We start from the raw sequence: 20,924 nt of genomic DNA on the forward strand, positions 1-20,924 counted from the left end.
CCTAGGTGCTCAGCGCAAGCGTCGGCGCCACCGGGCGCATACACAAACCTTGCAGTATCCGCTCATCCGCAGTGGGCTGAAAGCGAATGCAGGACAGCTCCGCGATATCGGCCGCAATCATGTTGCTTCGATCCTCGGGCAGCATCCCCCTGAGGCTGTCGATGATGCCTTGAGTCATCAGGGATACGCGCAGCTTCAAGGCGCTGGTCGTATTCATCAGCGAAGCCGCGTCGCGATGCAGGTCGAATCGATCGAGCAGATGCAGCGAGTACTCGCGCAGTCTTGCCGCCTCATTGCGGCTCACGATGAAGCCCTGCGACGGCTGCAGGCCGTGGATGCCGTGAAGGCGCTCGAGGCGCGCGAGATACATGTCGGCCAGGAACAAATGGAACCAGCAACGCTGGTAGTCGGCGACACATTGCAGGCCAGCTGCGTTGCGCAGAATCACATAGCGACCGCGCGGCACGCGATGATGAGTGAACGTAACCGAAGCCGTATCCGAGAACCGCAGTGTGCCGTTGAATTTCCATTCACCGACGCGAACGGAGTCGGCCTTCAGATCCGCCGCGCAGAGCGCTGTCTCATCGATGTCGGCAAAGTGCGCCTTGAACAGAACGACATCGGCCACGCTGCTCAGGGACATGTATTCACAGATGCCGTCGATCCTGAGGCCGTTCGCATCGCGCGACGCGATCAGAGGCTTTTCAATGCCCCGCGCGCGTTCGCTGCCTGCGTTCGCGAGAATCAGGGAGCGGCTGCGGATCGTATTCAACAGAAGTGCGCGCTGAACGCGGGCGATGCTGAGCAGCGGCACAGGAATACACTGCAGTGCACAGAGCGGATACAGGTGCATCGCGATAGCGGTGGCAAGCGGCAGGCAGCGTTCGGCGAGCATTCGAACCGTCGCCGAGGCTGATTCATACACCCTGGCCGCCGAAGCACCCCGATCCGGATGAAGGGGAATCTGCGATCGCAGCCTTTCGAAGGCGAGGCGGTAGGCGTCGCGCGCAGACTCCTCGGCGGCCGCTTCCACCTGATCCACGAATTGCATCACCCGCAGGTCGTCATGACACTTGGCTTCGGTTTGCATAGAGGATCGCAGTGTTGTTGTTCACAGCCACTTTGACCCTGTGCCCGCGCGAAAAGATATCGCCTGTGACGAACGACGGTATGCCGCCGCTCAACGGCGTCCGGCCGGGACCAACGACGGGTGCTGCGTCGCGCCGCGCTGGCTTCGCGCAGTCAGTCCACAGAAAACTGCAGACGCCTGAGCAACTGGCCCTGCGGAGTTCGGACATCGACGAACCAGCGTCCCTGTGCGTCCTGCGGGAAGACCTGCTTGCGCGAGAACGTCCTCCAGCCGGTGTCGTTGCCACCCTGGATTTCCGAAGTGATCCGCTCCGTTTCGCCCTTGTGCCGCCATTCGAAGACGATGGACTGGGCGACGCCGCTCGGTGCGCGGATCGCGACGAACGCCACCACACCTCCGGCGAGTTCGGAAGAAGACAACGATCGAATTGCCGCGCCTGGTGTGAGATCGTCGATCGTCTGCGTGATGACAGCCTGTGTCACTGCAAGTCCCGCGGGTGGAATGTGTGCGCGCAACACCCAAACCAATGCAGGCGCGAGGAGCGAACACGCAATCCACGCGGCTTTCAGCCCCGGAGATCGCAACGAGCGCAGCGACATCGGCGCGGTCAGCAGCAGCCAGATACCTACTGCACCGAGAGCCAGCGGCAGCGCCTGCTCGAGCGGGAGATGCACGACCATCGGCACCACGACGACCGCCGCAATGAGGCTGCAGTAGGCGTGAAACAGCAGGCGCGTCGCCGCACGGGCCGCGACCCATTTTTCATAGAGAGGATCGAGCGCGGTAAGGAGGGCAGCCAGCGACGCGATTGCGATGAACGCGATCTGACCAACATCCCGCTGGATCGCGCCGAACATGAACGGCAGCGCGAAAAACAGCATCTCCTGCTGCAGCGACTGCGTGAGGAAATTCGAGAGAAGCTTGCCCGCGCCGGGCTGGCGACGTTCGAGAAACCGGCGCACGAGGGGCTCGATGGACAACCACAGCCACCCCGCGAGCGCGATGAATGCAATCACGCGCGCCAGATCGGCGCCCCGCTTCACCATCACGAAGCCGATGACACCCGATACGAAGCTGACGAGCGGTACGAGCCACGGAACGCGATCCAGGAACCGCAGCAGCCGTGCGAAGGCTGACGTCGGACGATCGTCAGTCACTTTCGTGCGCCGAGCCGCGCGAGTATCTCGGTGAGCTCTTCCGGACTCATGTCGATGTGCTCGACGACTCGCCCATACAGCATGGCTGTCGGCACGTTCCGCCCGTCACGCTCCTTCTGCGTCTCGTGCAGCACATGCAGAACGATGCGCTCGACGCGAGTAAGGCCATCACGGACATCGGGGAGCTGGGCGGGGAGAGAACGACGGGGCATGAGGGCGAATCCGGTTGAATTCCGGGCATCTTGGCCCGGATCGCGAGCATGTTAGCCAGCCAGCTACTAGCCAGCTAGCCACCAGCCAGAGAATCAAGAGGGCCGGAACTTGCCGTTCGCGTGTTCGGAACGCACTCTTGCACCCTCTGGCTAGCCGCTATTGGCTAGCCGGCCAGCTGGTTTTCATCAATGAGCTTCCCATGCCCCACAAAGACCGCACCACCCTCGACTACCTTCACCCCGGCACCGAGGACCGCGTACGGGCGAGGGAAAATTTCCGGTTGACCGATGCGGACGGCAACCAGCAGATCACGTTCGTGGAGTTCGCGGCCTTCATGACGGATCTCGATCCCGAGATGACGGCTGATGAACACCGGATCGGCTTCGACGAGATCGATACCGATCACGATGGGGTGATCAGCTTCGAAGAGTTCAGGGCGTGGTTGCAGTCGTGATGGATGGACTCCGCAGACAGAGGAGAATTTCCGCGGGGAGCACGGGGACCCACAGGTAAGGAGAAGAAAAAAACGCTTCTACCCAGTGAAACCCCGTGCTCCCCGTGGAAATTCCGACTCCTTCTCCGCATCCGGGTCGTGAGCTGCGACTGACTTTCCCGACACGGCGAAATTCCAATCAATTAATGCTCCGTGTTTCGCCAGTGGCACGTATTGAATCGCTGCAGTTGCCATCGTAGCGTCGATTGCAACGTGAACATTCACGTGCAGGGCGGTTCAGTTTTGCGTCGGATCGAGTGAGCGTCGCGAAAGCAACAGCGCGCTCGCGCTCGCATGACGCGCAAGAACGATCTCACCATCTGGGGATTCATCAAGGAGTGCAGTTTCATGAAACGTCATGAGGGATTGGCTTTGCCGCGAATTCGTGCCGCCGGCACGAGTACGCCATTGATGACGTGCGCGCTGGCAGCGCTGCTGAGCGTGTCGGCGCCGGTCGTCGCAAAAGACGCAGTGAGAAATCTGGGAGGCGGTCTGAATGAAGTCGCGGCCGCGAGTGGCGGAAGCACGACAGCGCGAAGCCAGGCAGTGGCATCGGGTGCGCGGAGCGAGCTCAATCTGATCGACTCGGTGAGATTCGATCGCTCGGGGCGCGCGCTGGTCCGTATCTCGCTCGACGGCAGAGTCGCCGGCGAAGCCGTGCTGCGTGAGCTGCGTGCCACCCCGGGAATCGAGGTGGTTGCTTCGGATCTCAAATACCGAGCTGGTGTGATCGAGGCCTATGTACCGCCAGCGTTCCTGACGAATGTCGCACGCCGCAAGGGTGTGCTCGCCGTCGTGCCGACGAGCCCGATGATCACGAACGTCGGAGCGACCGACAGCCAGGGCATCGTTCAGCATCGGGTCGACAAGATCACCGGTGCTGATGGCTCGGGAATCACCGTGGGCGTGATGTCCGACAGCTACGACACTAGCGGCGATCCGATCGACGCAGCGTCCGACGTGGCCAGCGGCGATCTGCCTGGTGCCGGCAATCCGTTCGGCAACACGCAGCCGGTCGTCGTGCTCGAGGATTCGCCGGAAGAGACCGACGAAGGTCGCGCGATGCTGCAGATCGTGCATGACATGGCGCCGAAAGCACGCCTCGGTTTCGCGACCGCGGACGGGGGCGAAGTGAACTTCGCGAACAACATCCGCGCGCTCGCCGGGTTCCCGGATGCGCCGAACGCAGTAACGGGCTTCAAGGCCGACATCATCGTCGACGACATCATCTATCCCGGCGAGCCGTTCTTCCAGGACGGCATCGTGGCCCAGGCCGTCGACCAGGTCGCGGCTGCGGGTGTTTCGTACTTCTCGTCAGCCGGCAATCGTCCAGCGACGCAGTCGTACGATTCGAAGCCGAGAATCGTTCCGGGCGCAGCGGCGTCGTGGACCGGTACCAACCTCGATTTCACGGATGTCGATCCGGCGTTGTATGCCGGCGGCTTCCATGACTTCGATCCGAGCAGCAACACGGACATCGCGCAGACCGTGCAGTTCGTTGCGGGCAACACGTTCGTGTTCCAGTGGAACGAGCCTTTCGATCCGCAGCCGCCGACGCCCGTCGGTCCGCCGCTCGCGGCTGGAGCAGGGACTGTTCCGGAGAACGGTGAAGCAACATTCACGTTCACGGGGACGGCAGGACAGCTCGTCGAGATCTTCGTCGATGCCGACGACACGACGACCGGCACGCCGAATCCCGATCTGACGCTCGCGCTCCTCGATCCGAACGGCGATCTCGTGCAGTTCGTCGACACCGGCACGAATCCGGAGTCGCTGATCCTCGAGTTGCCGCTCGCGGGAACGTACACCGTGGTCGTCGACAGCTTCCTGCCGACGCAATCAGGTGATTTCCAGTATCGCGTGCAGCCGGTCGAAGTCGTCGAGCAAGTGCTGTCGGACTACAACGTCCTGTTCTTCCTGCCCGATGGCACGTTCATCGGCGCGCTGGCCGAGCAGAACCTTTTCACGAATCGGCCGATGGAGATCTCGGGCATCCCGGGCACGACGCTGCAAGTTGTCATCTCGCGCGCCAACGTTCCGGATGAACGCAACCGCAACGCGGCGGATCGCATTCGCTACGTGGGCTTTGGCGGCGTGAATCCGCAGGAATACTTCAGCTATCTCGGACCCGTGACCTACGGTCACAATTCCGCCGAGGGTGCGATGAGTGTCGCCGCGTATGCGTTCTATGCGCCGTACATCCCCGAGTACTTCACGTCGCCGGGACCGTCGACGATCTACTTCGATACCAACAACCGGCGCTATCGCCATCCGCAGATTCGCCAGAAGCCGGATCTCGCGGCGATGGACGGCGCGAACAACACGTTCTTCGGCGATGACTCTTCGGCGGACGCGGACACGTTCCCGAATTTCTTCGGGACGAGTGCGGCCGCGCCCCATGCTGCCGCAGTGGCAGCGTTGGTGCTGGATGCGGCAGGCGGCCCGGGCAAGCTCAAGCCGAAGAAGATGCGGCAGGTCCTGCAGGACAGCGCGTTCCGTCACGATCTCGATCCGTTCTTCGCGTCGGGATTCGCGTTGTCACCGGGCAATCTGCTGGCCATCAATGCGCAGGCGGATCTCAATCCGATCGCGCAGTTCGATCCGAATGTCTTCACGCTGACCCAGCTCGGGTTCAACCGGCTGAAGAACATTTCGATCAACGGATCGGGCGCGGATCCTACGCAGACACCGAAGGGTATCGTGTTCGATGAACGGCCAACGGTTGGGCAGCCGTTCGTGGTCGGTCGCACGCATGGACTGTCGCCGCTCGATGTGACCGGAACGTTCTCGTTGCCCGCGGATCCTCCTGGCGTGGCGGGTCAGTGGAAGCAGCTCGATCTGAGCTTCGCGGCAGGCAGCTTCGGCAGCGGCGACCTGTTGTCGTTCGGTGTCGATCGCGACGAGGCCGATCAAGCGGGTCCCGTGGCCGGTGCCGGTAACGGCAATTCCGCGGACCTGCTCGGCGGCGGCGTGCTGATTCCGTCAGGCCAGCTCGTGCCGGGCGGCGCGAGCTTCTTCGGCACCTACGAGAACGGCAGGGCGTTCAGGGGTGAGTTCTTCAACCTGATCGGCAAGGGCTACAGCCGCCTCGACGGGCACGGCTTCATCAATGCGGAAGCGGCGGTGAAGGCGGTTTCGAAGAAGAAGTAAGGGATGCTTCGAGAGAAGGCCCGCACCGCATGCCGGTGCGGGCTTTTTTCTTGTCCTTTTTTTGAGGCGGGCGAGCCCGTTGCGGCCGGCAGAGCGTTTACTGTATCGAGCACTCCGTCTGGGCTTGCCGAGGAATCGACCATGTCGCTCTGGACCCGTTCGGTCGTATCTGCCGTCCTCCTGTTCGCCGTAGCCTCCTGGTCGCGCGCGGACGAAGCGGGGGATCGCGCCGCAATCGAAGCTGCCGCGCAGGACTGGATGAAAGCCTTCAACGCCCGCGATACCAGCAGATTGACCGCACTGATGACGGCGGACGTCGTGTGTCTCGATCCGAACGTCGCACCGCTGAGCGGGCCGAAGGCGGTCCTGCAGAACCTGCGGCTGGCACCGCAGGACCGCGCGCTGTCGACGACGAAGGAAATCGAGCTCGCCGGAGAGGTGGCATGGCGAATCGCGGCGATCGAGCACAAGCAACCGACCGGCGCGACCACCCACGATCAGTCGATGGAAGTCTGGAAGCGCGTGCAGGGCCAGTGGAAACTGCACCGCCAGATGTCGACCGGCCTGCTGACACCCTCAAAGCTCTTCCGCCGCCCCGTACCTTCCGAGCCTCGCCTGGACGAGAAGAAGTAGATAGCGGATAGCGGATAGCGGATAGCGGATAGCGGATAGCGGATAGCGGATAGCGGATAGCGGATAGCGGATAGCGGATAGCGGATGGCGGATAGGGGCGGATAGGGGCGGATAGGGGCGGATAGGGACAGGAAGTCGAACCGGCGACGCGCATTCGACCTTCTCTGCCTATCCGCCATCCGCTATCCGCTATCCGCTATCCGCTATCCAACTTCTTAAGATGGCGGCTCCCAAAGCTCGATCGCATTCCCCTCGGGATCGTGGATGCGCGCAAACCGCCCTGTTTCCGGCGTGTCCCACTCGGCCTTCGTAATGATCTCGATTCCAGCGCTGCGCAGTTTCGCGAGCAGCGCATCGAGTCCCTGTACCCGAAGGTTCAGCATCCATTGCTTGTCACTGGCGAAATAGTCCGTGTCCGCCTTGAACGGCGCGAATACCGTCGGGCCCGCGGACTGTTGCCAGATCCAGTCGGTGCCGGTCATCGTGGCGCCGACCCCGAGATGGTCGAAGTACCACTTCGTCAGCGCGCCGGGGTCACGCGCGCGAAAGAACAATCCACCGATACCAGTGACGGGCATGACGGACTCCGGGGCGGCAAGGGATGGATCGAGTCTACTCCGGCATTGCCCAGTTCACGTATTGAATCCTGCGCCAACTGCCCCCGAAAATGATCCGGCGCCGTGTGGTTCAGCGAGTCCGCTGCCTCGATAACTTTAAAAAGCGGGTGATTGTCGCGTGCGTTCACCAGTGAAGTTTCTCCCCTGCCTGCTCGTGCTGGCTGCCCTGAGCGCATGTACGCAATTGCAGCCGCGACCCACGTTGCCGGACGAGTTCGCCGTCGCGCCGGGTCAGGAGACTCCACTCGACAAGGCGACGCATGACGTCGAAGGGCAACGGCCCGGGCAGTCGGCCTTCCGGCTGGTGGTCGAGGGCACGGAAGCGTATGTCACCCGGATGCAGGCGGCGCGTCTCGCCATGCGCAGCCTCGATGTGCAGACCTATATCTGGCACTCCGATCTCACGGGCCTGTCCTTCGCGCATGCGCTGCTCGAGGCTGCCGATCGCGGCGTGAAGGTCCGGCTGTTGCTCGACGACATGGATGCGCGTGCAAAGAACGACGGTCTTGCAGCGCTGTCCTTCCATCCGAACATCGACGTGCGCATGTTCAATCCGTTCGCATCGCGCCGCGGCAAGATGGGATTCATCAGCGAAGGCGCGTCGAGTTTCGGTCGCATCAATCGACGCATGCACAACAAGACCTGGATCGCCGACAACCGGATCGCGATCGCAGGCGGGCGCAACATCGGCGATGAATACTTCGGCGCGAGCGACGAGGTCAACTTTGTCGATCTCGATTTCGCGATGATCGGACCGGTCGTGCGTGACGCCTCCGCATCGTTCGACAAGTACTGGAATTCACCATCGGCGTATCCGATGGAGGCTCTCGACGCTGCCAGCGTGACAAAGGAAGGACTCGAGAAACTGCGCACGGCGCTCGTCGAGCATATGAAAGGCGCGGCCGACAGCCGCTACGCCGTTGCGTTGCGCAGCAACGACGCGATCCAGCGCATGCTGAAGGGCGACTGGCCGCTGCAATGGGCGACGACGTACCAGTTCGTCTCCGACGACCCGCTCAAAGTCACGATGGAAAAGAAAGATGCGAAGCGGACGTACGTGGGTTCGGTGCTGGTCCCGATGATCCAGGCGACGCAGAAGCAGGCCAGCATCATTTCGCCCTATTTCGTGCCGGGCGAGGAAGTGACCACCGCGTTCACGGGCATGGCGAAATCCGGGCGTGAAGTCCGCATCCTCACCAATTCACTGATTGCGAACGACGTCGCCGCGGTTCACGGCGGCTACTCGAGATATCGCAAGGACCTGGTCGAAGGCGGTGTGCAGCTCTGGGAACTGAAGCCGCTCGCCGGCCAGAAGGCCGAATCGAGCCTGTTCGGCTCATCGGGTGCCAGCCTGCATACGAAGGCGTTCGCCGTCGACACCAAGACGCTCTTCGTCGGCAGCTATAACCTCGATCCGCGATCGACGTGGCTCAACTGCGAGCAGGGCGTGCTCGTCGAGAATCCGATTCTCGCCGCGGAGCTCGAACAGATCTTCGCGCAGCAGACTGCGGGCGATCACGCGTGGCGCGTGACGCTCAACGACAAGAAGCTGCACTGGAGCGACGGCAAGGAAGCCTTCGACTCCGATCCGAAAGCGGGCTGGGGCCGGCGCTTCCAGGCGTGGATGACGAAGGTGCTGCATCTGGATGCGCAGCTCTGAGAGAGAGGCTGCTGGCGACTGGCGGCTGGCCAGAATCCGGACCAGCGTCGCGCCACCCTCAGCCTTGCTCTTTGTCCGGCCAGTGGCCAGCAGCCCTCTGACTGCCTCACATCCCCGGAATCTCCAGCACCTCCATGATCTCCACCGAATCACCGGGGAACACCGCAAAGTGCGGATGCTTCTCGAACATCCTCGCGGCTGCCTCGTGCGATTCCGCCTGAACGACGGTATAGCCCGTCATGCTGTTGCGGATGTCGGAGATCCCTGAGGCGGCGGCTCGCTTCGTCTTTCCGAGCGGACCGCCCATTTGGACGATCGCCGATTTGTGGCGAGTCCCCCAGTCTCCCCAGGCCTGCATGCCTTTCTGCTCCCTCGCTTTGCGGGCCGCGTCGTCCAGCTCGTTCCAGCCCGACTTCGCCATGGTTTCCGCGGTACCGATATAGATCGCCAGGAATGTCTTCATGAGTCCTCCGATTGAGTCCAGGCACAGCAATGCGGCGACGCCGCATCGTCACGTGGCTCTTCTATACGAACGAGAAGACGACAGATCGACAGTTCCGCTTCTCGTTTTCCTTCTGGCATTGTCGCTCGTGCTGTTGCTGGCATGCGCGTTCGCCGTCGACGCCGCAGCGCCTTCCGGCTCCAGCGTCCGCGAATCCTTCGGCCCCATGACGGTCACGCTGCCCGGCGCATGGCCGCGTTCCGTTCGGCCGGATGGGATGACTGCTTACTCGATACCGGGCACAGGCGGTGCGCAGCGAGGTGAAGTGCAGTTCGCTGCGCAGCCATCAGCCGTAACCGACGAGGCGGCGATGCATCGCAGACTGTGGGACGGGGCGCTTACCCAGTTGCAGTCGCCGTCAGGCCAGGAGTCGGGCCGGCTGGGGCGGTTTCAGTGGTCACAGGTGGAAGCCTTCGATCCAACGGAGAACCGGCGCTCGTGGTTCCGGCTCTACACGACCATGGAAAGTGGTTCTTTCATCGTGGTCCTGCTGACCACGAACGATGCAGCCACGTTCCGTGAGCAGGTCACGGCGATCGATACGATGCTCGGTCACGCCGAGTTCGCGGGCAGCCAGAGAAAGTCGCCCGGCCTCGAACCGGTGCCGGTCGTCGAATCGGCGATTCACATGCAGATCAGCTCCGGCGGTTTCACATCGAACCTCCGGCGGTTTCACATCGAACGTGCTGACGGATCACATCCTGTTCTTCGGCAACGGCATCGTCGTTCGACATGGGTTCATCAACGGACCGCGGGAGTGCTATGCGCGCCTGCCGGTCTCGAATCTGTCGACGCTGCCGAGCAACTACGGTCGCTGGCAGGAGAACAAAGCGACGGGTGGAATCGATGTCGTGTGGCAGGAGGGTGGACCCTGGCGCCTGAAGCGCGAAGGCCGCCTGCTGAGTCTCGACGGTCGCAAGCTGGTGTCGTATCGACCCATCGACGCAGTGAAGTTGAACGGAGTCTACGTGTATCGCCCCGTCGGTGATCAGCCGTCGGCCTTCGCATTCATGGCCGACGGGCGTTTCGAAGCGGTCAATCTCAGCGAGAACATGATGACCTGCTCGTCGGGCAAAGCCATTCCCAAGGCCACGGGTCGTTATGAGGTGAGCAAGTGGACGTTGCTGCTGACGTTCGACGACGGTGCGACTGCGATGCTCCCCTTGCGGATCGGCGACGATCAGCCGGACCTGAACGATGTCCGCGCGTTTACCGTCATCAGCTACGAGTTCATTCGGGAGCGCTGATCAGGCGAGTTCCTGGATGCCGATCAGCAGGGTCCCGGGTCCACCGTGAACGCTCAGGGCACTGCCGACAGGCATCAGAAAAGCGGATTCGATGTGCGGGTGCGCGCGCCGCATGCGCTCCAGCAGATCGCGACCTGCTCCTTCCGCATTCGCATGGCCGACACCGATGCGATAACGCTGGCCCGTGGACATGCGACGCAGGACGAAGCGAATGAACTTGTCGTGCAGATCGCTTCGGCCGAACAAGACTCCGCGCGGCTTTACGTGACCCTGGGGATCGTTGCCCAGGATCGGCGAGAGACGCAGGAGGTCGGCGAGCGACTTCACCGCGGGTTTCACCCGACCGCCTCGCACCGCATACGTGAGCGATCCTACGAGTGCGAATGTGAGAGTCTTCGGAATCATGGCGTTCGTGAGTCTCACGATTTCCTCGACGCCCAGGCCGCGGGCGGCGCACTCAGCGGCATAGATCGTCAGCAGCCCCTGGCCGATCGATGCGTTCAATGAGTCGACGATCGCAACCTTGCCATGCGTCTGTACGCGCGATGCCGCGGTTGCGGCCGCATTGCATGTGCCGCTGACTTTCGACGTCACGTTGACCGACACGACGCCGTCGAAGTGCGAGGCGAGGAATTCGAACTGACGGCGAAAATCTCCCGCGGGCGGTTGCGACGTCTTCGGGTGCAGCGGATTGCGGACGAGCTCGTCGAGAAAGGCCTCGGGCGTCATGCCGACCTTGTCGAGGTAGCTGTGATCGCCGAAATGCACGCGCAGCGGAACGACGTGAATGTCGTGTCGCTCGAGCATGTCCTCCGGAATGTCGGCAACCGAATCCGTAACGACGGCGACGCGGCGATTGGTCTGATGAGTCGCATGCTGCTGCCGCTGCATGTCATCCGCTTTCTCGCCTGATATCTCGCCGTACTCCCGCGCGATGCGGAACACATCGGACGGCTCGTTCACGTGAATGTGGATCTTTGCCTTGTGCGGCGTGCCTGCGAGTACCAGCGAGGAGCCGAGCGCTGAGAGCTCTTCGCGCAGCTTGCGACGATCGATGTCCGTGCCGACGATCGTGCACTCGGTGCAGAAGCGGTGAGTGAGATCGTGAATCTCGCCGGCCGCGGATTCGTGAACGTCGACGCTGGGTGTCGCGGGCTCCGGCGGTTCCATGTCGACGCCGCGTTCCAGATGGTCCGTCATGCCTTCGAGCAGATCGACGAAGCCTTGCGCTCCAGCATCGACCACGCCGGCCTTGCGCAGCTCTTCGAGCTGATCGGAGGTGTTCTGCAGTGATTGCCGGACTGAAGTAAGCGCTTGCGTGAACAACGAAAGGAAGTCACGCATACCGGTGCTCGCGAGCCGGCTGGTCTCGCGCGCGAATGCGGAGATGACGGTGAGCACTGTGCCTTCGCGCGGCTCGGTCAGGCTATCGCGGGCGTAACTCGCACCTGCGGTGATTGCCGAAGCGAACTGTGCGGCGGACAACGTGGGCAGCGGCGCTGCGCTGTCACCAACCCCCAGGAAGAACTGCGCGAGAATGGCGCCGGAATTTCCCCGCGCACCATCGAGTGCCGCATCGGCTGCGCGAGTGAGCGTGTTGCCTGCATGAGCATCGCGCTTCTGCGTCAGGTGGCTGAGCACGCACCGCATCGTCAGCGCCATGTTCGTTCCGGTATCGCCATCCGGCACCGGAAAAACGTTGATCTTGTTGAGATGCTCCTGATCCGCCATCAATCGATGGATGCCGGCGCGCAGCAGGCGCGAAACGCGGAGGCCGTCGAGTTCGAGGATGGGAGTGGGCATTTGTTGTTCTTGGTGCTCGCCGGACACGCTTCTTTACGTCTCCTCAGCTGGATCCACGCTGCTCGATGTTCTACTGCCTCGGCAGCAGAAACCTCAACCCCTGACTATTCAGCACCGCCCCCTCCGGCGTAATCCGCTCCACCGTCGGTCCCTCGGTGATCACCTGGCCCTCGAGGTACTTGCGCATGTTGATGAACACGAAGCGCTCGGTGGGCGTGTTCGAATAAACGTGAATGTCGAGACGCATGTCGGGCAGCGACGTACCGGTGGCAACCAGAGAGGATGCTGTCGGCAGGACTTCGTTCGCGCCGCCACGAGTGTCGTAGGCAGGGCGGGAAGACAGCGGCGCAACTGCAGGCGGTGCTATCTGGCGCACGGCAGGTGGGCCTGCGGGTACGTTGGCAGCCGTCGCGAGATCGGGATGAGAAGGATCGATGTACTCGCTGCCGGCCGGGGCATTGTCGTAATACGGATCGCCTTCCACACCTGCTTCTTCCGCCAGGGAACGCACCGCAGGACTCGTCGTCACCAATGGCCGCGAAACAGGGGGTGCAGCGGCAGTCGGCGCCGTCGCGGGTGTGCTGTTGGTGGGGGCGGGCGGTGCCACCGAGGCAGGCACAGTTGCAGCCGGCACCGCCGCGGGTGGCGCATCGTCGTCATCCATCAGCACGATCGCGAGCACTGCGAGATTCACGACCAGCAAAGCCGCAACGGCGACGGCCCACCAAGGTCGTTCCGCCGGTGCGTTCCGTACGGGTGCATCAGCGAGCGAGGGGCCGATCGTTCGCTGGCGCTCGTTCTCGGATTTCTTCAGGGCGTCGAGAATGAAGCTCATGAGAGTGCGATGATCCGTGGCAGGTCAGTCGCTAGCCGCCCGAAGCCTGGGCCAGCAGCAGCGGACTGCCTGCAGTGTTGTTCAGGGTATCGAGCACGATCTGCGTTTGCACGCCCGCGATGCCGTCGACATTGAGGCGATGCTGGCGCTGAAAGTCCTCGACCATCTTCACGAGTTCTTCGTCGTAGAAATCGTTCGCAGGCGCTTCGTTGCGGCCCTGCAGCGTATTGAGGCTGCGGCGCAGCCAGCGTACTCCATCGCCCTGCATGCCGGCCGACAACGCTCGCGGCGACGCGACTTGCGGCCGCCACAGGACGAGATAGTCGCCGTACCAGAAGCGCGAGATGGAGGCGATCGACACTTCGATCTGTTCCGAGCCGAGGCTGATCCGCGCGTTGCCGTCGTTCAGACCGACCACCGTGACCTGGTGGGCGTTGCCGACGTCGTCGATGAGCGTGAGGATCGCCGGGCGATTCAGTGTTCGCAGCTGACCCCACGAACCTTGCTGATAGACGCACTCGAGGCCCTGGCGCAGCGCCTGGTCGCACGGCCGTCCGGCAGCAGGATCGAACTTCCCGCCCCAAGCAGCGAACACCTGGGCGAAGGCGCCTTCCGTGTTCGTTTCATTCGCGTGGTCCCGCAACACTCCGGCGACGTCCTGCGCTGAGGGCTCCGGTGGCGGCTGTACAGACGCGGGCGCGACCTGCTCGGGGACGACGACGGGCGCAGGCTGCGCAACCGCTGCTGCGAGCGGCGGCGGCTTCTGACGATTCATCAGCAGGCCGATGCCGAAGGCCATCACGGCGACGGCTGCGATGCCAGAACCGATCGCGAGCGGTTTCATCCACGGTGGGCTGAAGGTCCGCCCGTAAACTTCCCCGGCGGCGGCACGAACCATCGCCGGGCCGACCCGATGCGATTCCTGGGTGAATGCGCCGAGTAGTGCGCGATCGCAGATCACGTTGATGATGCGCGGGATGCCGCTGCTCAACCGATGCACTTCGCGCAGCGCCGCATCCGTGAAAATTTCGCCGTTCGCGCCAGCAACTTTCAGTCGATGGTTCACATACGACGCGGTCTCCGACTTCGAAAGCGGAGCGAGGTGATACCGGCCGGTGATGCGCTGGGCGAGCTGGCGCAGTTCCATGCGATCCAGCACGACGCGCAGTTCGGGCTGCCCGATCAGGATGATCTGCAGGAGCTTCTGGGAAGCGGTCTCGAGATTCGTGAGCAGGCGCACCTGCTCGAGTGTTTCCGTCGTCAGGTTCTGCGCCTCATCGACGATGACGACGACTCGTCGTCCCTTCGCGTGCGCGTCCAGCAACCGGCGGTTCAGGACGTCGATGAGGTCCTTGAGGCTGGTCGTGTCGTCTTCGCGCAGGAAGATCCCGAGCTCCTCGCAGATCGTCAGCACAAACTGCAGCGGCGATAACTGCGGGTTGAGGATGACGGCGACATCGGCGTGGCCCGGCATGCGCTCGAGCAATGAGCGAACGACCGTCGTCTTGCCGGTACCGACCTCGCCAGTGAGCTGGATGAAGCCGCCGGCCTCGGTGATGCCGTACAGCAGATGCGCCAACGCCTCCGCGTGCCGCGCGCTCATAAAGAGGTAACGCGGGTCGGGGGTGATGGCGAACGGCTTTTCGCTCAGGCCAAAAAAGCTCGTGTACATAAAGACTTAAGCGGGTTCGGACGAGCCGGGGGACGCATAATGCCACTGCCCGAAGAAGCGGTAAAAGCTTTGATGGCGGCGACCACCGGGAGTGCCGCCCGCGTGGCGGCCGATGCTGTCGCGCGATCACGTCATTCGTGACCGGGAGCGCCTTGCTCCGGTACCGGCCGACCGATACCCTTCCCGCCGATTTTTTCGCTGCTGATCAGGCGTTTTTTCCGTCGCAACTCAAGGCAGTAGACGATCCCACCTCATGAAGGCACTTTCATTCCGCGGGCTGACGAAGACCTACAAGAACGGCGTCCAGGCGCTCAAGGGCATCGACCTCGACGTGGAGGAGGGCGACTTTTTCGCGCTGCTGGGACCCAATGGGGCGGGCAAGACGACGGCCATCGGGATCGTGACGTCGCTGGTGAACAAGACCGGCGGCAAGGTCGAGGTTTTCGGACACGACATCGATACGCAGCTGGCGGTGGCGAAGTCCTGCATCGGCCTCGTGCCGCAGGAAATCAACTTCAACCAGTTCGAGACCGTCACGACCATCCTGATCAACCAGGCGGGGTTCTATGGCATTCCGCGCAAGGTCGCGCATGAGCGCCTCGAAAAGTATCTGAATGCGCTGCAGCTCTGGGAGAAGCGCAATGCGGTGTCGCGCAGCCTGTCGGGTGGCATGAAGCGCCGGCTCATGATCGCGCGAGCCCTGATGCACGAGCCGCGGCTGCTCATTCTCGACGAGCCCACGGCGGGCGTGGACATCGAAGTGCGCCGGACGATGTGGACGTTCATGCGCGACATCAACGCGGCAGGCACCACGATCATTCTCACGACCCACTATCTGGAAGAAGCGGAGAACCTGTGCCGGCACGTCGCGATCATCGACAAGGGCCGCATCATCGAGAACGACCGCATGAGCCGCGTGCTGCGCAAGCTGCAGACCGAAGTGTTCGTATTCAACCTGCGCAACCCGATCGCAGCGGCGCCGGCGCTGCCGGACTACCAGGTCGTCATGCCGGACGATCACACGCTCGAGATCGAGGTGTCGAAGGACCAGAACCTCAACGACATCTTCTCGCGCCTGAGCGCGGCAGGGATCGAGGTGCTGTCGATGCGCAATAAATCGAACCGCCTCGAGGAGCTCTTCATGCGCCTCGTCGAACAGAAGCCCGCCGCGACCGCCTGAGCACGCATCCATGACACAGACAAGCACTCAAGACACTCCGGTTGCGGCCGATCCGGTCACGCCGAATCTCGCGCATACCAACATGGTCGGTTTCCGGACCATCATCATCCGCGAGTTCAGCCGCATCATCCGGATCTGGGGCCAGACGATCGTTCCTCCGGCAATCACGGCGACGCTGTACTTCGTCATCTTCGGCAGCCTGATCGGCAGCCGGATCGGAGACATGGGCGGCTACACGTACATCCAGTACATCGCGCCCGGTCTCATCATGATGTCGGTGATCACGAATTCCTACGGCAACGTGGTGTCATCGTTTTTCGGCGCGAAGTTCGGCAAGCACATCGAAGAGCTGCTGGTCTCGCCGCTGCCGAACTGGCTGATCGTCGCCGGGTATGTGTGCGGCGGCATCCTTCGCGGACTGGTTGTCGGCGGCGTCGTGACGATCATCACGCTGATCTTCACGCACCTGCACGTGTACAACGTGGGCGTCGTGATCTCGGCGGTGCTCCTGAGCTCGATCGTGTTTTCGCTGATGGGCATGATCAACGCCATCTTCGCCAAGAACTTCGACCAGATTTCCTTCATCCCGACGTTCGTGCTGACGCCGCTCACTTATCTTGGCGGCGTGTTCTATACAATTTCGCTGCTGCCGCACTGGGCGCAGACCATCTCGCACGCGAATCCGATCCTGTACATGGTCAATGCGTTCCGCTTCGGATTCCTGGGCGTTTCCGACGTGAACGTGGGATTTGCCTACAGCATCATGATTGGGGCGGCGGTTGTTCTCTACGTCGCATGTGTGTGGTTGCTGCAGAAGGGAGTGGGGACGAGGGAGTAGGAGGCGGCGAGCGGCGAGCTGTGAGCGGGTAGCCAGAGAAGAGCATGAAGCGGATCTATCAGGCGGCCAACAATATTGAAGCGCACATGCTCGTGCACTTGCTCGAGCAGGAAGGGATTCAGGCGCATGTGGAAGGCGAGCATCTGCAGAGTGGGGCGGGGGAGTTGCCGCTCGGTGGGTTGGCTGCGGTTGCTGTGGCCGATGAGGATGTCGACGCAGCGCGGGCCATCATTCGCGACTGGGAAGCGCGGACGGCGGAGAAGCCTGAGAAGGCGGAGACGGCGAGGGCGAACAGATCCATTGCTGCGCCGATTGTGGCGTTCATTGTTGGCGCCGCGCTGAGTGGGGGATTTGTCTGGTCGCGTTACAACGGGCCGGCGATGGCGGAAAAAGGTGACTACAACGGCGATGGCAAGACAGACGAGCAGTACATCTACAGCGGCAGCCGGCTCGTGCGCATCGAGACAGACCGGAATTTCGATGGCGACGTGGACTGCCTCTACGAGTACGGGACCGACGGTCTGCTGAAAAGCGCATCGCTCGACGACGACTTCGACGGGCGCATGGAAACGACCATCGCGTACGGCAACGAGCAGCCATTGGAGCAGCGAACGGACTACGACGGAGATGGAAGCGCCGATGTTGTCGCCACGTACGTGTTCGGTGCGCTCCAGACGTACGACTACATGAACGCGGATGGGTCGCGTGTCAGAAGAATCACCTACAACGGCTCGAAGGCCGATCGCGCCGAGCTGGATCTCGATGCAGACGGGCACGTGGAACGGCGCTACCGGTTCGATAAGTACGACGAGCCCGTCGGGGAATCCGTCGAGAAGTAACCACTGCCTCCTCCGTCATTCCCGCGAAAGCGGGAATCCATGCTTTTCCTGCCGCGAAGATGGATCCCCGCTTTCGCGGGGATGACGAATCAGTCTTGGCCAAGTCTCGTTCTGGCCAGTAGCCAGCGGCCCGCCGCCCCCTTTCGTCAGTTCCTCTCCCGCCCTTTAGTCAATTGGCTTGCGGCCCCGGGCCGGCGCATCCTGCCCTCATGACCCGCAATCCCAGCAGCGAGGCTCTGGCCGATCCCTCCGCGCTCGCAAGTCCGGGCTCGTCGCGACAGAAATTCGTCGATGTGTTCCGTGGGCTTCTCATCGCCCACATGGCGCTCGATCACGCGTCACTCATGTTCAACGCCGGGCGAGGCGCGGAGGAACTTGCGAAAGCAGCCCCAGCGACTGGCGACATCTGGCAGTTCCTGACGCGATTCACCGGCGTTCCGGTCGCGCCAGGTTTCTTCTTCATGGCCGGCTTCATGGTGGCGCTCACGAGCGCGCGACGAGGCGAGCGCGGCGTACCGGATGCGGAGATCACGAAGCGACTGCTCATTCGCGGGCTTGTGCTGATCGCGGCCGATGCCGTGATCATGGGATTGCCGCGGGCCTTGATGGGCTTCTACTCGTTCGTGGTGCTGAGTTGTATAGGCGTCGGCATCATCGCAGTCGCGCTGCTCAGGCACTTGTCGACGAAGGGGTTGCTCGCGACGGCACTCGCGGTGCTGGCACTGCATCCATTGATCGACGTATCGGGCCTGCCCGTTGCGCTGCAAGCGATTCTCCATGAGCCGGTCCGCGATGGCGCCATCCGTTCGTTGTATCCGGTGATCCCCTGGATCGCGATCGTGATGCTTGGCTTCGTTGCCGGTCGCGATGCGCTGTCGCGCAGCAATCCACAGAAACTCTGGTGGCTGCTGTCTGCGGCCAGCCTGCTGCTGTTCTTTGCGATCCGCTTGTCGGGCGGCTACGGCAACGCGTATTCATACAGCAGCATCGCCAGTCTGGAGTTCTGGCACTTCGCGAAGTATCCGCCCGACCTGTCGTTCCTAACGTGGTCATTCGCGTGCGTGTTTGCGTCGCTCGCGATCCTGTCGCGAGTCGTGAAGGATACGACGCCGGCGATTCTCAAACCCTTCGAAGCATTCGGGCGAGTGCCGTTCTTCTTCTACATCGTGCACTTCTACGTGCTGGGAATCGCCGCAGCGATCCTGCGAGCGCGATTCGGTCTGGCCGAAACGTACCTGATCTGGCTGCTGCTGCTCGGCGTAATGATGTGGCCGTGCGCGTGGTACTACCGCAAGAAGCGGGAGAGGCCTAATTGGGTGACGCGGTACTTGTAAGCGAGCGGGCCGGCGTCTTGCTGTGGGTCCGGCTTTAGCCGGACGTCATGCGAAGCATGCCTTCGGCATCACGTCCGGCCAAAGCCGGACCCACAGGCAGAGGACGAATCCCCCGGCTAGCCACCGTTAGCTGGCCGGCTAGCCTGCTTCTTCACGGCAACTCCGTCGTCCCCATCAAGTACCGATCGCACTCTCTCGCCGCTCCGCGCCCTTCATTGATCGCCCACACAACGAGGCTCTGGCCGCGACGGCAATCGCCGGCGGCGAAGACGCCTTTGATGTTGGTGGTGAACTTGCCGTGGTCGGCTTTGATGTTGCTGCGGGGATCGGCTTCGAGCGCCAGGTCCTTGAGCAGCATTTGCTCCGGGCCGAGGAAGCCCATGGCGAGCAGAACGAGTTGGGCGGGATAAGACTTTTCCGAGCCCGGCACTTCGACAGGGACGAACTGGCCCTTGTCGTTCTTCTGCCAGGTGATCTGCACCGTGACGACTTCGCTCACGTTGCCCTGAGCGTCGGCGCCGAAGCGCTTCACGGTCGTGAGATACGTGCGAGGATCGGCGCCGAATTTCGCGGCGGCTTCTTCCTGGCCGTAGTCCATCTTGTAGACCTTGGGCCACTCCGGCCACGGATTGTCCGCGGCGCGATCCATCGGCGGCTTCGCCATGATTTCGAGCTGCGTGACGCTCTTGCAGCCGTGGCGCACCGAGGTGCCCACGCAGTCGGTGCCCGTGTCGCCACCACCGATCACGATCACGTCCTTGCCCTTGGCATGGATCGGGCTGTGATCCGCACCGCCGTTCAGAACGGCCTGCGTGCTCACGGTCAGATACTCCATCGCGAAATGAATGCCTTTGAGCGAGCGGCCGTCGACCGGCAGATCGCGCGCCTGCGTGGCACCGGTGCAGAGAACGATGGCATCGAAATCCTTGCGCAGCAGCTGAGCTTCGACGTTGTCGCCGACGTTCGCGTTGCAGATGAACTTCACGCCTTCCTGTTCCAGCAGCTTGATGCGGCGCTCGACCACTTCGCGCTTGTCGAGCTTCATGTTCGGAATGCCGTACATGAGCAGGCCGCCCGGACGATCAGCTCGTTCGAGCACGGTCACGGTGTGGCCAGCGCGATTCAACTGCGCGGCCGCGGCAAGACCCGCGGGTCCCGATCCGATCACAGCAACTTTCTTGCCCGTGCGATTCTTGGGTGGCTCCGGAAGAATCCAGCCTTCCTCCCAGCCCTTGTCCACGATCGCGTTCTCGATCGTCTTGATCGTGACCGGCGGATTGTTGATGCCGAGCACACACGAGCCTTCGCACGGCGCCGGGCAGACGCGGCCCGTGAACTCCGGGAAGTTGTTCGTCATGTGCAGGCGATCGAGCGCTTCGCGCCACAGGCCGCGATAGACCAGGTCGTTCCATTCCGGGATCACGTTGTTGACCGGGCAGCCCGAGGCCATGCCGCTGATCAGTTTGCCCGTGTGACAGAAAGGAACGCCGCAATCCATGCAGCGCGCCGCCTGGTTGCGCAGGCGTTTCTCTTCCATGTGGTGATGGAATTCTTTCCAGTCGCGGACGCGTTCCTGCGGCGCGCGATCGACGGGCAGTTCTCTCAGGTACTCGATGAATCCGGTCGGCTTTCCCATGGTGAAATCTTAGAAGCGGTTAGCG

18 protein-coding genes are annotated in these 20,924 nt (G+C 62.6%); 9 read left to right on the forward strand and 9 right to left on the reverse strand.

The window, feature by feature from the left end:
• Position 1: 1 nt before the first annotated feature.
• The 3 genes from HNQ60_RS10960 to HNQ60_RS10970 all read right to left on the reverse strand — a co-directional run bounded on the left by HNQ60_RS10960 (position 2) and on the right by HNQ60_RS10970 (position 2,459).
• Positions 2–1,090, reverse strand: a complete 1,089-nt coding sequence (locus HNQ60_RS10960; protein WP_184331570.1) for a hypothetical protein — start codon at positions 1,088–1,090, stop codon at positions 2–4.
• Positions 1,091–1,242: 152 nt separating this feature from the next.
• Positions 1,243–2,247, reverse strand: coding sequence for a DUF5924 family protein (locus HNQ60_RS10965; RefSeq protein WP_184331572.1), 1,005 nt, complete (start codon positions 2,245–2,247; stop codon positions 1,243–1,245).
• A complete protein-coding gene (locus tag HNQ60_RS10970; RefSeq protein ID WP_184331574.1) occupies positions 2,244–2,459 on the reverse strand; it encodes a hypothetical protein in 216 nt (71 codons plus the stop codon). The genes HNQ60_RS10965 and HNQ60_RS10970 overlap by 4 nt, the downstream gene beginning before the upstream one ends.
• A 200-nt stretch (positions 2,460–2,659) precedes the next feature.
• Here HNQ60_RS10970 and HNQ60_RS10975 point away from each other — a divergent pair, with 200 nt between their 5' ends.
• The 3 genes from HNQ60_RS10975 to HNQ60_RS10985 all read left to right on the forward strand — a co-directional run bounded on the left by HNQ60_RS10975 (position 2,660) and on the right by HNQ60_RS10985 (position 6,736).
• A complete protein-coding gene (locus HNQ60_RS10975) occupies positions 2,660–2,914 on the forward strand; it encodes an EF-hand domain-containing protein (protein ID WP_184331576.1) in 255 nt (84 codons plus the stop codon).
• 333 nt (positions 2,915–3,247) lie between these two features.
• Complete coding sequence (locus HNQ60_RS10980) at positions 3,248–6,103, forward strand: S8 family serine peptidase (RefSeq protein WP_221304130.1); 2,856 nt, start codon at positions 3,248–3,250, stop codon at positions 6,101–6,103.
• A gap of 141 nt (positions 6,104–6,244) precedes the next feature.
• Positions 6,245–6,736: a YybH family protein gene (locus HNQ60_RS10985; protein WP_184331580.1), complete on the forward strand. Its 492-nt coding sequence runs from the start codon at positions 6,245–6,247 to the stop codon at positions 6,734–6,736.
• Between the two features lie 215 nt (positions 6,737–6,951).
• Here HNQ60_RS10985 and HNQ60_RS10990 read toward each other — a convergent pair whose 3' ends face one another.
• Positions 6,952–7,314 (reverse strand): VOC family protein, encoded by a 363-nt coding sequence (locus HNQ60_RS10990; protein ID WP_184331582.1) that lies wholly within the window; start codon positions 7,312–7,314, stop codon positions 6,952–6,954.
• A 169-nt stretch (positions 7,315–7,483) separates the two neighbouring features.
• Between HNQ60_RS10990 and HNQ60_RS10995 the strand changes: the two genes are divergently transcribed.
• On the forward strand, positions 7,484–9,013 hold the full coding sequence (locus tag HNQ60_RS10995; RefSeq protein WP_221304131.1) for a phospholipase D family protein: 1,530 nt from the start codon (positions 7,484–7,486) through the stop codon (positions 9,011–9,013).
• Between the two features lie 106 nt (positions 9,014–9,119).
• On the opposite strand, the gene HNQ60_RS11000 is transcribed toward HNQ60_RS10995, so the two are convergent.
• Entirely contained in the window at positions 9,120–9,476 is a 357-nt protein-coding gene (locus tag HNQ60_RS11000) for a YciI family protein (protein WP_184331586.1), read from the reverse strand.
• A 722-nt stretch (positions 9,477–10,198) separates the two neighbouring features.
• On the opposite strand from HNQ60_RS11000, the gene HNQ60_RS11005 reads away from it, so the two are divergent.
• Entirely contained in the window at positions 10,199–10,762 is a 564-nt protein-coding gene (locus tag HNQ60_RS11005; RefSeq protein ID WP_184331588.1) for a hypothetical protein, read from the forward strand.
• Here the strand turns inward: HNQ60_RS11005 and HNQ60_RS11010 are convergent, their stop codons facing one another.
• The 3 genes from HNQ60_RS11010 to HNQ60_RS11020 form a co-directional block, all read right to left on the reverse strand.
• Entirely contained in the window at positions 10,763–12,565 is a 1,803-nt protein-coding gene (locus HNQ60_RS11010) for a DegV family protein (RefSeq protein ID WP_184331590.1), read from the reverse strand. It abuts the gene before it with no gap.
• Between the two features lie 70 nt (positions 12,566–12,635).
• Positions 12,636–13,400, reverse strand: coding sequence for a general secretion pathway protein GspB (locus HNQ60_RS11015; RefSeq protein ID WP_184331592.1), 765 nt, complete (start codon positions 13,398–13,400; stop codon positions 12,636–12,638).
• Between the two features lie 31 nt (positions 13,401–13,431).
• Positions 13,432–15,003 (reverse strand): ExeA family protein, encoded by a 1,572-nt coding sequence (locus HNQ60_RS11020; RefSeq protein WP_184331594.1) that lies wholly within the window; start codon positions 15,001–15,003, stop codon positions 13,432–13,434.
• Positions 15,004–15,325: 322 nt separating this feature from the next.
• On the opposite strand from HNQ60_RS11020, the gene HNQ60_RS11025 reads away from it, so the two are divergent.
• From HNQ60_RS11025 to HNQ60_RS11040, 4 genes are all read left to right on the forward strand, one after another.
• On the forward strand, positions 15,326–16,252 hold the full coding sequence (locus HNQ60_RS11025; RefSeq protein ID WP_184331596.1) for an ABC transporter ATP-binding protein: 927 nt from the start codon (positions 15,326–15,328) through the stop codon (positions 16,250–16,252).
• A gap of 10 nt (positions 16,253–16,262) precedes the next feature.
• On the forward strand, positions 16,263–17,090 hold the full coding sequence (locus HNQ60_RS11030; RefSeq protein WP_246433500.1) for an ABC transporter permease: 828 nt from the start codon (positions 16,263–16,265) through the stop codon (positions 17,088–17,090).
• Between the two features lie 44 nt (positions 17,091–17,134).
• Positions 17,135–17,929, forward strand: coding sequence for a putative signal transducing protein (locus HNQ60_RS11035; protein ID WP_184331598.1), 795 nt, complete (start codon positions 17,135–17,137; stop codon positions 17,927–17,929).
• Positions 17,930–18,138: 209 nt separating this feature from the next.
• A complete protein-coding gene (locus HNQ60_RS11040; RefSeq protein ID WP_184331600.1) occupies positions 18,139–19,263 on the forward strand; it encodes a DUF1624 domain-containing protein in 1,125 nt (374 codons plus the stop codon).
• A 151-nt stretch (positions 19,264–19,414) separates the two neighbouring features.
• On the opposite strand, the gene HNQ60_RS11045 is transcribed toward HNQ60_RS11040, so the two are convergent.
• Complete coding sequence (locus tag HNQ60_RS11045) at positions 19,415–20,899, reverse strand: glutamate synthase subunit beta (protein WP_184331602.1); 1,485 nt, start codon at positions 20,897–20,899, stop codon at positions 19,415–19,417.
• Positions 20,900–20,924: the final 25 nt, after the last annotated feature.

It is taken from the genome of Povalibacter uvarum, from assembly GCF_014202975.1.
GTDB lineage: Bacteria > Pseudomonadota > Gammaproteobacteria > Steroidobacterales > Steroidobacteraceae > Steroidobacter > Steroidobacter uvarum.